Here is a 12,619-nt window from a genome sequence, read left to right as displayed (position 1 = left end):
ATCACCCCGTCAGACGTTGGGCACCCGCCAGCAGGCGGCCAGCGCCGCCAGTGCCAATCCCAGCGCCACCATAAAGACCCCGTGGAAACTCCACACCTCCGCCACCACACCGGCGATGGCCCCCGCCATGATGGAGCCGGTGCGGATACTGTTGGCAAACAGGGTGGTCGCCACCCCGGCCCGTCCCGGCATCAGATCCTGAAAGTAGGACATGCCAATCCCCGCCACGATACCGATGAAGATGGCGTTGAACAGCTGCAAGGCAATCAGGGCGTATTGGTCGGTGAGGGTCACCAGGCCGGTGTAAAAAGCAGCGCCAGCCAGCACCGCCAGCAACATCATGGGGCGCTTGCCAAAGCGGGCCGTGTAGTAACCCGCCAGCAGCATAAAGGGGATCTCCAGCGCCGCGGCCGTGCCCATCAAGATACCCGCCAGTTTCTCCTCCAACCCCAGCTCGCGGGTGATGTAGAGCGGCATATTGATGAGGTACATGCTGTTGCAGGTCCACATCAGGGTGGAGGCGATAAAGAGCGCCCGCACCGCCGGATCCCGCCAACTGCTGACCCGCTCAATATCTTCATCCATCTTGGGCAACGGCAGAGAGGGCAGCCAGCGCCACACCACCAGGGCGCAGAGCAGGTAGGCCAGTGCCGACGCCAGATACATCAACTCGAAGCCGTAGCCGATGGCCAGCGCGAAGGCGATGGGCGGGCCTATGACCCAGGCCAGCGAAAATTGAGCCCGCATCACCGAGCTGAACATGTCCGCCCGCTGGTTGCGGCTGTCAGAGTACTCCCGCGCCAGCGCAAACAGCTGGGGGCTGGCAGTGGCCGCCAGCGCTGCCAGCATGACCCCCAGACTCGCCAGCAGCCAGTAGTTGCGGTTCCAGGCAAACAGCAAGGAGAGCGCCACCCCGGCAAAACAGCAGCGCAGGATCAGTCGCTTGCGATCCCCCTTGTTATCGGAGCGATGGCCCAGCCACTGGCTGACCAGAATGCCCACTACCGCATTGATGGTATAGAAGAGCCCGACCAGAAAGGGGCGCACCTGCACCTCCTCGGCCAGAAACAGGCTTAAGGTAGGCACCTGCAATGCCACCGCGACGCCGGTCATAAAGGTCACGGCAAGAAACGAAAGAGAGACGGGGTCCGGGCGTTTGACCGCCGCTATCGACAAGCTCATAGGGTTACCACTGATTGGAAGGACGATACGGGCCAACGCTCGGCTGCCGTATGAAAATTCGGCGCCTATCTTATGTCACTATCAAGAGCGGGCTCAAGGATGGCATAAGCGGGTGTGCGCCTTGCGAGGGAAGCCGCGACCCCGTAGAGTGAAAGCCCATCCTGCCAGCACAAGGAGTTCGCATGTTTGATTTTGATCAGGAAGTAGACCGCAGTGGCACCATGAGCCTGAAATGGGACAAGTACAAGGGTCAGGATGTGCTGCCCATGTGGGTTGCCGATACCGACTTTGTCTCCCCCCCGTCCGTGATTGAGGCGTTGACCAAACGGGTCGCCCACGGCATTTTCGGCTATTCACGCCCCTCGCCGCGCCTGATCGAACTCATTATCGAACGGATGGCTACCCGCTATGGCTGGGCTATCGAGCCCGAATGGCTAGTATTCCTGCCCGGGGTGGTACCGGGGCTCAACCTCGCCTGCAAGGCGTGGAGCCAGCATGGCCGCGGCATCATCACTCCCAAGCCGGTCTACTACCCCTTCCTGCAGGCGCCGGGCTTCAATGATCGTCCCCTGCTCACCGTCCCCATGGTAGAAGAAGCCGGTCGCTGGGTACTGGATCTGGCAGAGCTGGAGCGTCAGGCCCCCTCGGCGGATCTGCTGCTGCTCTGCAATCCCCACAACCCGGGCGGCACCATCTTCACCCGTGACGAACTGCTGGCCATCGATGCCATCGCCGCGCGCCACAATCTGGTGATCTGTTCAGATGAAATCCACTGCGATCTGCTGCTGGATAAAAACGCCCGCCACATTCCCTACGGCGCCATCAGCCCGGAAGCTGCCGAGCGCTGCGCGGTGATGATGGCCCCGAGCAAGACCTTCAATATCGCCGGTCTCTGCTGCTCCTTCGCCATCATCCCCAACGCCCGTCTGCGCTTCAGGCTGCAACAGGCGATGCGCGGCATCAGTGCTGACGTCAACCTGCTGGGCTTTGTCGCCGCCGAAGCGGCCTATGAAGGGGGCGATCAGTGGCTGACCGAGCAGCTCGACTATCTGGCAGCCAATCTGGCCCTGATCCAGCAGGCGGTTGTCCGTTGGCCCGGCGTCAAGCTGGCCAGCCATCAGGCGACGTATCTGGCCTGGATCGATGTGAGCGCCCTTGGCCTTGCCGATCCCATCGCCTTCTTCGAGCAGGCCGGGGTCGGTCTCTCCCCCGGCGCCCAGTTTGGCGATGGTCAGTTCGTGCGGCTCAACTTCGGCTGCATCAGGGCACGGCTGACCGATGCGCTGGCGCGGATGGAACGGGCGATCCTAAACCACAGCAAGCCCTAATCAGCCAGCAACGGGATGGGCAAGCCCCATCCCTTTACCCGGTGTCATCAGCCAGCGGTCAACTCAGTCAACGGTCAATTATGTCGCTACGGATCTTGCATCACCTTCTGCTTCCCCTCTGTGCACTCTCTGCGCTGCTCCCCTTTGGCAGCCAAGCGCTGACCATAGGAACGGGCCCGCTCAACGGGGTCTACTACCCGACCGGTGGCGCCATCTGTCGGGTGCTCAATGCTGGCCATGCCCTGCATGGGGACAGCTGCACCGTGCAGAGCACCCGTGGCTCGATGGCCAACCTCAAGGCGCTCGGCAAGGGGGAAGTACAGCTGGCGCTGGTGCAGTCCGATGTGTTGCATCACGCCCTGCACGGCACCGGCCCCTTCAGCGGGCAGGGTGCCAACCATGAGCTGCGCAGCCTGTTTCGCCTCTATCAGGAGTCGCTGACCCTGCTGGCCGCCCCCGACAGCGGCATCACCACTCTGGCGGATATCGAGGGGAAACGGGTCTATCCGGGCAACAGCGGCGCCGGTGAACAGATCACCAGCCAGGCCCTGATGGCGGCCATGGGATGGCAACCCGGGCAGTTTGTCGCCTATCAGCTCAAATCGAACAGCGAACCGCTGGAAGGGTTGTGCGATGGCTCGCTGGATGCCGCCTTTGTGGTCGCCGGTCATCCCAGTCAGGCGGTCGGCGACCTGATCAGCCGCTGCAAGGTGCGCCTGATCCCCATCGAAGGGGAGCAGATCGACACGCTGCTCAAGCAACACCCCTACTACCAGCGCAGCCGCATCGCCGCCAACCTCTATCCGGGGCAGACGGCCTCCATCAACAATATCGGGATGAGTGCCGAACTGGTGGCGCTGGCCAGCCTGCCGGATCCCATCGTTCGTACCGTGCGCGATACCCTGCTGGCCCGGATCAAGCAGTTCAGCCGGTTGCATCCGGCCCTGAGCAAGGTGACCCCCGAGCAGTTGCAGGCGCAAACCGAGCTGCCCCTCCATGCGGGGATGTCGGATCAACCGCCAGCCCCCTTGCCACTGACCCCCGAGCAGTTAACAACGGAACAGCTGGCACCGGAGCAGTTAACAGCTGAGCCATCGACCTCGGAGGCGGCACCAACGGCAGAGCCGGTGAGTGCCGCTGACGGAACGGCAACGCCCCTTGAGGCGACCGCCACCAGCAGTGCCGCAGTGGCGACAGAAGCCACAGAGGCCACCACCTTGCCCGAAGAGGTGCTCGAGGTGATCCCTGATCCGACGGCGCCAGCTGCCGAGGTTGAGAGCGAGGCCAGCTTAGCCCCCCAAACCTCTTCCGCAGTGTCAACGGTGCCATCGGCTGCTATCTCGACCGAACGGCCGCAAAGCGCCTCTGCGGCAACTGCGCAGCAAGAGCAGGCAACCCAGCCTGCCAGTAGCGCGGTCACTGGCGAAACCCCGCAGCAGGATAAAACCGACACGCCTCCCTCCCCTGCCGCCAGCGCAGCCACGCCGCTGCAGCCCTGAGTGGTCAGCGCCAACAAATACATCAGGGCAGCCTCGGCTGCCCTGATTGTTTACGCGCGTTCGATAGTGACGCAATTGATGGCGGCGCTGTCACCCTGATTGGCCTGCTCACCTTGCCGTACCGCTACGGCTCCACTCCCCGGGTCAGATAGGGGTTGGGCTTCTGGATCTCCTCCTCCACCCAGTGCAGCAGCTGCTTAATGGCCCGCGACAACACCTGATTCTGGCGCACCACGTAGCCCAGACTGGTACCGGGAAAGTCGCTGAGGCTGGTGACCGGCGCGGTGAGGTTGAGGCGCGGATGCAGGGAGAAGTCCGGCACGATGGCGACACCAAACCCCGCCTCGGCCCAATCGAGCTGAGCGTCCACGCTGCCTACCTCCATGATGCGACAGGGGGGCAAGGCCAGCAGCGGCAAGGACGGGTCGATCAGCGCCCGGGTACGGGTGTCGTGACCGAGCAGGATCAGGGTCGGCTCGTCAAGCGGGTCGCTCTCTCCCGCCACCGCCCGCGCCTGCCAACGGGCGAGGCCATGACCCAGCGCGCACCAGGTCACCTGTTGCAGCTCGGTATAGAAGAGCGGTTCGCTGCGCTTTTGCGCCATCACGAAGCCCAGATCCGCCTTGCCCGCCTTGACCAGCTCGGCCGCCTGATCCGAAGTGGTGTTGAACAGAGTGAGGTCGATGCCGGGAAACTCCCGCTTGAAGCGCTGAAACGGCTGGATCAGCAGCAGGCGGGAGATGATGTCGCTGGCGGCGATGGCCAGCGTCCCCTGACTCAGCTGGTTGAGGGCATTGAGATCGGACTGGCAGAGCTGCAACTCGGCGATGGTGCGCTCGGCGCTTTGCAGCAGCCGCTCCCCCGCCTGCGTCAGGCGAAACGGACTGCGCTCGATCAGCCTCACCCGGGTCGCCTGCTCCAGCCGCTTGATATGCAGGCTGACATTGGGCTGGGTCATGTGCAGCTCGGTGGCGGTCTGACCAAAATGTTGCAATCTGGCCAGGGTAACAAAGGTTTGCAGCCAGTGAATGTCCAGCATAAAGAGTCCCTCAACCCGCGATGTGCGGGGCTTGCCCGGCAAATTTGGGCGGTTTGCCGCTTAATTGGTCACAATTATATGATTCTCTTATCGGAATTATAAAGATAATTAATTTTTCTAATCCGCATCAGGCTCCTAGGATGGACGCCTAACGTCTTAGGAGAAAGAGTCATGTCGTCTATCGTAGTCGTAGGTGCTAACTGGGGTGATGAAGGCAAAGGCCGCATCGTTGATTATCTGGCAGGTCAAGCTGGCGCCAGCATTCGCTTCCAGGGCGGCAACAACGCTGGCCACACCGTGGTCAACGACCTTGGCACCTTCAAGCTGCACCAGGTTCCGAGTGGCGTATTCAACCCGGATTGCCTGGTTGTCCTCGGCCCGGGCATGGTGATCAGCCCCGAGAAACTGACCGTCGAGCTCGATGAAGTCAAAGCCTCCGGCGTGACTCCGAAGCTGGCCATCTCTGACCGCGCCACCCTCTGCCTGCCGCTGCACGCACTGGAAGATACCCTGGAAGAGCAACGTCTGGGTGACGGCGCCTATGGCTCCACGCGTCAGGGCATCGCCCCTGCCTACGGTGATCGCGTGATGAAGAAAGCGATCCTGGTCGGCTGGCTGAAACAGCCGGAAGTGCTGGTCGAGCGCATCCAGTTCATGCTGGACTGGAAACTGCCGCAGATGAAGACTATCTACCCCTCCTTCGAATTCACCCAGACTGCCCAGGAGATGGCCGACTGGCTGCTGGAAGTCTCTGCACCCTGGATCGACGCCGTGTGTAACGTCAGCATGCCGCTCAAAGCGCTGCAGGCTGAAGGCAAGACCCTGCTGTTCGAAGCGCAGCTGGGTGCTGGCCGTGACCTGATCTACGGTGAATACCCCTGGGTGACCTCCTCCCACGTATCTGGCGCCTACGCCGGTATCGGTGGCGGTCTGCCGGCACTGCGTCCGGAGCGCGTCATCGCTGTGGCCAAGGCATTCAGCTCCTCTGTCGGTACCGGCACCCTGCTGACCGCCATGGAGAACCAGGACGAGTTCCGCAAGATCACCAACGAGTTCGGTGCCACCACCGGCCGTCCCCGTGATGTCGGTTACTTCGACGCTGTCGCCACCAAGAACGGTGTCGAACTGCAAGCCGCCACCGAAGTGGCCCTGACCAAGCTGGACTGCCTGACCGGTCTGCCGGATCTGAAGATCTGCGTCGCTTACGAAGGTGCCCACACCGAGAACCCGATTTGGCCACAAACCGCTGCCCTGAAGCCGGTTTACGAGCAGATGGAAAGCTGGAGCGAAGACATCACCGGTTGCCGCACCTTCGAAGAGCTGCCGCGCGCTGCCCAGCAGTACGTGCTGCGTATCGAAGCGCTGCTCGGCGTACCGGTTCCGATGGTTTCCGTCGGCCCGGGCCGTGACGAGATGATCCTGCGCTAAGCCGCACTTCTCATCGTCAAACAAAAAACCGGCATCCTTGATGCCGGTTTTTTTGTTTGGCTCATGCCGCGAGTTAATTCAGCACAGTGAAAAGAAGTAAGTAAAAATAATGCCAGTCAGATTTAACTGACTGGCATTAACTATGATGGTGTTCTTACCCCAACCAGCTTAGCGCTGCGTTACTGCACAGAGACTGTGAGCTCTGGATGCCCAAATGCGATGAGCTGGCCGTTTGAACGTTGGAAATATTGACTCCAGAAGGATTCTAGATTCTGGATCATCTTGCCACTTCGATAGCCGTTCTTTGTATCGGTTGGCACAAAGGCCGCCCCATGCACATATACCCTGGCACCGTTGAAGTCAGCGACCAGATTAGCCTTTTCGACCTTGGCTAGCTCCACTGCTGGGGAAATATCACGGATCCCTTTGGCTTGATAGAAGCTACCAAAGTCGCTGTATTCCAGCATGTCAGACATCAGCAAAATGATGTTTTCCTTCACGCCATCAGCCGCTCGGATATCGTCACCCACCGCCTTGAGGCTAAACAGGATCTCGCTACGCGGGATATCTGTCGAGGATTTGCCCATTGTTTGCACGAACTGCTTACCAAATTGTTGCAACATAGCTTGGGGTTGGGAGGCTAGACATTGATCGAGCTTTTTGGCGTTCATCATCGGAACATCACCCAATTGCGATGGGTCAAGCCCTTTATCTAGCAGCCCTGCATATTTCAGCTGCATGTAGTGACCTTCCAAATAGGCGGAGAAGGAGTACAGACGCAACTGATCGCCCGGCTGCAGGAATCGCTTGATATGATCCCAGGCGGTACGCTGCAGATCCGGTGTGAGCGGCGTGGTCTGATCCACCACAACCGACAACATACGACCCGAGGGCGCAGGCTTGAATTCGGTAATCCTAGCCTGTTGATAGCAACTGCTCAGGTCGTTGCGCTCTGCTGCCATCACTGTCGCCGAAAGCATCAACATCAATGTCAAAAGGATCCGTGGTTTCATCACGCCTCCACTTTGTCGAGCATTTGCAATCGACGTGCTCGTTTAAGGTCGTCCACAGATACGCCCTTCTTCTTGGCAACATAGTCCATGTCGTCAGCTTCAAACTGAGTCAGATCGCCCCAAGCATGAGGATCGAAGCCTGCCACACTTTCACCCTCGGAATACACCTGTGGCGCTACGATGGTCTGGGTCACCTCTGCCATTTCAGCTACTGGTGCTACTGGAGCTACCGATTCGACTGATGGTACTGATGTGGCTGCAAGCGTGACCGGTTGATAGGATTGGGCAACAGCTTGTGGCTGTGCCACGCTCGGTCTCGCACCAAAGACAGCCACCAGTTCATTGAACGTCGCCTTTTGAGCCATCAACGCAGGATTGTTGATCGCGGCAAACCGGGGCCCAGCAACATCAGTGATCGACCAAATTCTCTCGTTGTCTTTCGCAGCTATCGCCTCCTTCAAGTCATTGATGGTCTTGACTACGTAGTCGGTGACCACATCGGTACTTTGCTTGCCGATCTCACGGTTTTTCTTGATATGATCGATGGTCTCCTGCTCTTCCACGTAGCGCAAGAAAGTGCGACTGTCTTTGTTATGACTCAGGTCGTCCTTTGTCTTACCGCTCACTCTGAACACCTTGTCCTGCAACGACTGCAACTTCGCCAGGGAGGATTGAGCGTCTTGGGCAATAGCGGCAGCTTTGATCTTATGGTGTCTTACAAACTCGGAGGCACTGTTGTACTTATGAGTCATCTCCCAAGCCCCACGAGAGTACGTCCCAGCAAAGCTGTGCCTAAACGCAAGGAAAGTCGAAGTAAACTGAATAAAAACAAACAACCCAGATAACACAGCAAAGGTCACCAGCGAAGCTCGATGGATAGCATCAATCTGGTCTTGCGCGGACTTCTGACTGGAACTGGCGGACAACTCCGCCATATCGGATGGCAGGGGAATTTCACCCTCACCAGATGCAACCGGGAAATCATCAGCATTCTGGATGACTGCTGTCGGATTCTCGACCAGCAATGCTTCCTGCTGGTTCAGGGTTTCGGTTCGAACCCAGAACGCGGCGACTGCCAGCCCTATGATAAAGATCCCGTACCCGGCAATGATCGAGAATCGGCGCTGCGGCTGCCCGTATTTATCGATTGGCACATTGATCCGGTTCAGCAATTGCTGGAAGGGTTTAGCGCCATTGTCGTCATAGGTATTGTCGATGGTGGCGTTGAGAGTCTTGGTCATATCTGCGCCATCACGGATCGACTCGTAGGAGAGGATCTTGTTCACGACCCCATTGCGGTAGAGTTGACGGCCAGCAAACTCGGATAGAGCCAAGGCAATAATTGAGATAACCAAACCTAGGAAGAAAGCGCCAACAATCGCTGTGTTGGGGGTCGCCATGGTAAGGGCAAACGGTGCCAACGCATAGCCAAAGGCAGATGCCTCTATCACCATCAGGACGATCATCAACAACCAGATCCCTAAACCCTTTTCCGACCGATCCGCCTCGTCAGCTTTTCCCAGATAATCGAGGTTGCGTTTGAAGTTCTCTTCAGAGGGCTGATACATCTTGTAGAAGGTGTCATATGCACCACACACACCTTTCTCACCAGGGTTGAAACCTACCGCATTGGGGTTGTCCTCGGATGCTTTCTCATTTTCGCCCGGGTTTTTTACCCAGGCCGCGATGCGGCCAAACCACGGCATCCGGAGCCGCATCTCCATGTGCCAGTATTTCACTTCGTACCAATAAACGATGGCGGTCACGACCGCAACCATCAAGCCGATCACCAGACTGATGATGTGCCAAGCACCCGACAGGGCATGAACGATGTCTTGTATCATTTTTGGAGTCCTTAGCGACGCTTAGGCAGGTATTGGGCCACGTAGGCATCCCCCTGCTTCGGATAGTAAATTTCGCCCGCAACCGCGGCACCAGATCGTTTGTCAAACACAACATCCATACACGACACTGGCGAAGCAGCCTGATTGACGGCAAACACCCGATAGAGGATTTGAGTCTCCCCTTCGTATGTATTGGCGACCGATTCAATCTTGGCGGTCTGCTTTTTGGATTTTTTGTAATCCGGGATGAACTGCATGGCGGGCTGCTTAGCCACTTTCGCTTCGTCACGCAGTACTGCTACCGGCCCCACCGAGGCCACATGACCATTCACGGCTGCAACCCATGGCTTGCCATTGAGGCCCGGGAAGTATTCTTCGGTAGAATGTTCCGCTAGCGGTTGGCCATTCGCCAGGTTCTTAACCTGGCCCTCGACACGGGGCATGTCCCCTATGCAAGAACTGATAGGAGCACTGGCGTAAGCTGGAGTGATAATGGAGAAGGTGGGGGTTTTGGGCGCAATGCTGCCGGTCAGCGCTGAGGAACTGTCGGTAACCAAATGGCCACCAAAGTCGATGGTTCCCTTGCCGGCCAGTTTGATCGCTACAGATTCACTGGCGGTCAATGAGGGGGAGAGAACGTCACCCGACTTCGGCTGAGAGACCGGCTTATCCTTGAGGGTGGCTGCAGCAGTAGTCATCGACTCGGCTGTGTTAGCAGACCTAGCGGGTATTGTTTCAGTCTTCACAGTCTTTGGGGTCACAGCTGTGGTAGTGGCAGCCAATGCGACCTTGCTCGCAGAGCCAGTGCCAGTGCCATGAGCTAAATATTTGGGACTGGCACGTTCCTCACTCACACGCTTAACCAGCAAGGCCTCATTTTGCACCTCGACCAACTCGACTCTGCGGTTTTGTGCCCTACCATCTTCGCTGTCGTTGCTGGCAATCGGTCGGGAAGAGCCGGCCCCCTGGTAGTAGATATCGCTACGAGGCACCCCGGCTGCAGCCAGTATCTGGCCCATGGCCCGAGCTCGTTCCTCAGAGAGGCGCTGATTGAACTGAGCCGCGCCAGCAGAATCGGTATGGCCGACCACCAACACCTTTCTACGTTGATTCTCAGGGAGCTTAGACTGATCTTCCCGTTTGCTGGCAAACTCTTGCGCCACACGGGTCATTTTCCGGTGACCTTCTGGGGTCAGGTTGGCAGAACCTACCGGAAACATCTCGGCATACTCTATAGATGCTTCAAGTCCCACTGCTGTCGGTTTATCCTTCTGTTTCTGCTGCTCTTGGGCGGCAGCCACTTGCAGTTCACGCACCTGCATTTTTAAGCCTTCTTCCTTGGCTATTTTTTGTAACCTATCAACTCGGTCTTTGTACCAAAGGCCGCCACCACAACCCACCGCAGCACCGGCGACAGCCCCAATGAGCACCTTGTCGCTACCACCTTGAGTGGCACCAATCGCCGCGCCAGCAAGAGCGCCTAGCAGGCCACCACCGGCACAGCTTACCCAACTATCACTCTCGGCAACTTGCTTATCGATGGTTGCACACCCTGTCACCGACAAGGTTATGGCCATCGCCAGCACCGTTGGCCTATCTAGAGGCATCCTAATCATGACTTATCCCTTTTTTTGTTATGTTTACCTGAATAGCAAGATTTATTGCCAGTCCCTCAAATCACCGCGAGCCAGTTAACAACGCTCTCAGTGAAACCTTGATAAACGATTCCATTATGGATACCTACGCATCGGGACTGCTCTTAACATTGAGTTGGACAAAAAACATCATCACACTATGCGTGGTCGAAATACGCTCAGATTGCTCAATGGACAACCAGTTATTTTTATTTGAATTTTTTAGGCTATTCCCCTAGGCAACACTGTTTTTCCTCGGGAATATTTCAGCGGCAGACAGGCTCTCTTATTCAGATATCCAATCGTTTTACCATTGAGAGAAACCTCAATAAAAAAGAGACTCTGATTGAGTCAAACAATTAATATTGCAGCCCATATTGTGCCTCAAGCGAAAATGCAATGCAGCCTTATTGTATAGATAGCGAAGGGTGAGCCCGCGCTGGGCAGAAGTCGCCGACAAGGAGACAGCAGCGCGGGTGCGCGAGGTGATTAGACCACTACAGTTCAACAACACCGGAAGGTTGGCGGGCAGCGGCCCCATCCGTGAAAACTACAACCCGGAGACCGGCGCCATGCAAGGAGCCAGCAACTTCAGCTGGAGCTCTGCCCACCTCTATATATGCTCTATCGCAACTTCCTGAAACCACAGGCGTAAGCCTGCTTCATAATGCAAAAGGCCTCCGGATGGCTGTCTCTTGATCACAACTGTTGATGCTCAAGAGACAGCGCCAGTTCATAGCCTTCAAGGAGGGTCTGTAACCTAAACCAGCCCTCCCATAACACCGCTATCGAGGCTCGCCCCGTGCGCTTGGTGTCCTTCCAGCACCCCAGTATCGCCAGGCTCTTGTACGCCCACGCTATATCGGGGGCTTCATTTGGCAGGGCCCTCTTCTCCATCTTCAACCACAGCAGCTGCCAGCTCTTTGTGCCCAGCACTCCTTTGCAGCTTTCTCCCTGCGCGGCAGGCTCCTCTTTGATAAATCGCAACTGCAGCAACCGCACCGCGATAAAGGCCAGGATGACGCTCATACGCGTCAGGTTCTCCCGACTCTGCATCCTCAGCGCCTCGACCCGGGTGCCCGCACTCTTCCAGACCTTGTGATAATCCTCGATGAGCCAGCGTCGCTCGTAGTAGCCGATAATCTCGCTGGCCTGTTCGGTGCAGGTCACCGCTTCACTGGTCAGCAGATGCCACTCCAGCCGGTCGGCTGCATCGCTCTGCTCGATGCACCCCACGTAGTAGAGCGGGATATCAGGCTCCCTACGCTTGTTGGCCGGGGCCTTCAGGGTGACCCTGGCAAACTTGATATCGAGCACGGCCTCTCTGGCTTTTCTGCCACCTCGCTGGGGTATCTTGACCACCCGGGTGCCCGCAGATTGGCACTGCCTGGCATAGTCGTAGAGCTTGTTGTCGTGCTCGTTGATACAGCGGCTTTGCATCGAGCGCACCACGAAGCGCTGGGTATGTTTCTGCTTGTAGTGCAGGTATTCGTAGATATCCGCTTCCCGGTCACAGACCGAGATAACGTTGGCCAGGGTGCTGCCAAGCCGGGCGGCAAGTGTTTTGGCGGTTTGCTTGCATATTCCCACGCATGGCGATCGCTCAATAACATTCATGCCGATCACGTAATAACATCCATGCCGATCACTCA

General features: G+C 57.8%; 9 protein-coding genes and 1 pseudogene. 4 read left to right on the top strand and 6 right to left on the bottom strand.

Translation table 11 applies throughout. The features are described 5' to 3' along the window. Positions 1-9 precede the first annotated feature (9 nt). The gene (locus tag OKC40_RS16900; protein WP_042061338.1) at positions 10-1,182 is read right to left on the bottom strand and encodes an MFS transporter; all 1,173 of its coding nucleotides are present in this window, start codon (positions 1,180-1,182) and stop codon (positions 10-12) included. A gap of 182 nt (positions 1,183-1,364) precedes the next feature. Here OKC40_RS16900 and OKC40_RS16895 point away from each other — a divergent pair, with 182 nt between their 5' ends. Then, on the top strand, positions 1,365-2,510 hold the full coding sequence (locus OKC40_RS16895) for a MalY/PatB family protein (protein ID WP_270796082.1): 1,146 nt from the start codon (positions 1,365-1,367) through the stop codon (positions 2,508-2,510). A gap of 80 nt (positions 2,511-2,590) precedes the next feature. Continuing rightward, on the top strand, positions 2,591-4,009 hold the full coding sequence (locus OKC40_RS16890; RefSeq protein ID WP_270796080.1) for a TAXI family TRAP transporter solute-binding subunit: 1,419 nt from the start codon (positions 2,591-2,593) through the stop codon (positions 4,007-4,009). A 124-nt stretch (positions 4,010-4,133) separates the two neighbouring features. Here OKC40_RS16890 and OKC40_RS16885 read toward each other — a convergent pair whose 3' ends face one another. Next, entirely contained in the window at positions 4,134-5,048 is a 915-nt protein-coding gene (locus OKC40_RS16885) for a LysR family transcriptional regulator (RefSeq protein WP_042061332.1), read from the bottom strand. A gap of 171 nt (positions 5,049-5,219) precedes the next feature. Here OKC40_RS16885 and OKC40_RS16880 point away from each other — a divergent pair, with 171 nt between their 5' ends. Continuing rightward, positions 5,220-6,476 carry an adenylosuccinate synthetase gene (locus OKC40_RS16880; protein ID WP_270796078.1) on the top strand — a complete coding sequence of 419 codons (1,257 nt, stop codon included), beginning with the start codon at positions 5,220-5,222 and terminating at the stop codon, positions 6,474-6,476. A gap of 179 nt (positions 6,477-6,655) precedes the next feature. On the opposite strand, the gene OKC40_RS16875 is transcribed toward OKC40_RS16880, so the two are convergent. From OKC40_RS16875 to OKC40_RS16865, 3 genes are read right to left on the bottom strand one after another with little or no spacing between them, the layout of a single operon-like run. Further along, positions 6,656-7,489 (bottom strand): hypothetical protein, encoded by an 834-nt coding sequence (locus OKC40_RS16875; RefSeq protein WP_197970776.1) that lies wholly within the window; start codon positions 7,487-7,489, stop codon positions 6,656-6,658. Beyond that, entirely contained in the window at positions 7,489-9,333 is a 1,845-nt protein-coding gene (locus OKC40_RS16870; protein ID WP_270796076.1) for a hypothetical protein, read from the bottom strand. The genes OKC40_RS16875 and OKC40_RS16870 overlap by 1 nt, the downstream gene beginning before the upstream one ends. A gap of 11 nt (positions 9,334-9,344) precedes the next feature. Further along, positions 9,345-10,910 (bottom strand): OmpA family protein, encoded by a 1,566-nt coding sequence (locus tag OKC40_RS16865; RefSeq protein WP_182938010.1) that lies wholly within the window; start codon positions 10,908-10,910, stop codon positions 9,345-9,347. Between the two features lie 488 nt (positions 10,911-11,398). Here OKC40_RS16865 and OKC40_RS16860 point away from each other — a divergent pair. Then, positions 11,399-11,622 (top strand): annotated as a pseudogene (locus tag OKC40_RS16860) (hypothetical protein); the annotation flags it as partial. A gap of 44 nt (positions 11,623-11,666) precedes the next feature. On the opposite strand, the gene OKC40_RS16855 reads toward OKC40_RS16860, so the two are convergent. Beyond that, on the bottom strand, positions 11,667-12,619 hold a 953-nt coding region (locus tag OKC40_RS16855; protein ID WP_270796073.1), incomplete at its 5' end, for an IS4 family transposase.

This window comes from Aeromonas sp. QDB11 (assembly GCF_027705265.1).
Classification (GTDB): Bacteria; Pseudomonadota; Gammaproteobacteria; order Enterobacterales; family Aeromonadaceae; genus Aeromonas; species Aeromonas allosaccharophila.
This window is presented reverse-complemented; position numbering and strand designations above follow the sequence as displayed.

Coding starts and splice junctions, on each gene's coding strand:
- OKC40_RS16900 (WP_042061338.1), bottom strand. CDS start 1,182: ATGAGCTTGTCGATAGCGGCGGTCAAACGCCCGGACCCCGTCTCTCTT.
- OKC40_RS16895 (WP_270796082.1), top strand. CDS start 1,365: ATGTTTGATTTTGATCAGGAAGTAGACCGCAGTGGCACCATGAGCCTG.
- OKC40_RS16890 (WP_270796080.1), top strand. CDS start 2,591: ATGTCGCTACGGATCTTGCATCACCTTCTGCTTCCCCTCTGTGCACTC.
- OKC40_RS16885 (WP_042061332.1), bottom strand. CDS start 5,048: ATGCTGGACATTCACTGGCTGCAAACCTTTGTTACCCTGGCCAGATTG.
- OKC40_RS16880 (WP_270796078.1), top strand. CDS start 5,220: ATGTCGTCTATCGTAGTCGTAGGTGCTAACTGGGGTGATGAAGGCAAA.
- OKC40_RS16875 (WP_197970776.1), bottom strand. CDS start 7,489: ATGAAACCACGGATCCTTTTGACATTGATGTTGATGCTTTCGGCGACA.
- OKC40_RS16870 (WP_270796076.1), bottom strand. CDS start 9,333: ATGATACAAGACATCGTTCATGCCCTGTCGGGTGCTTGGCACATCATC.
- OKC40_RS16865 (WP_182938010.1), bottom strand. CDS start 10,910: ATGGCCATAACCTTGTCGGTGACAGGGTGTGCAACCATCGATAAGCAA.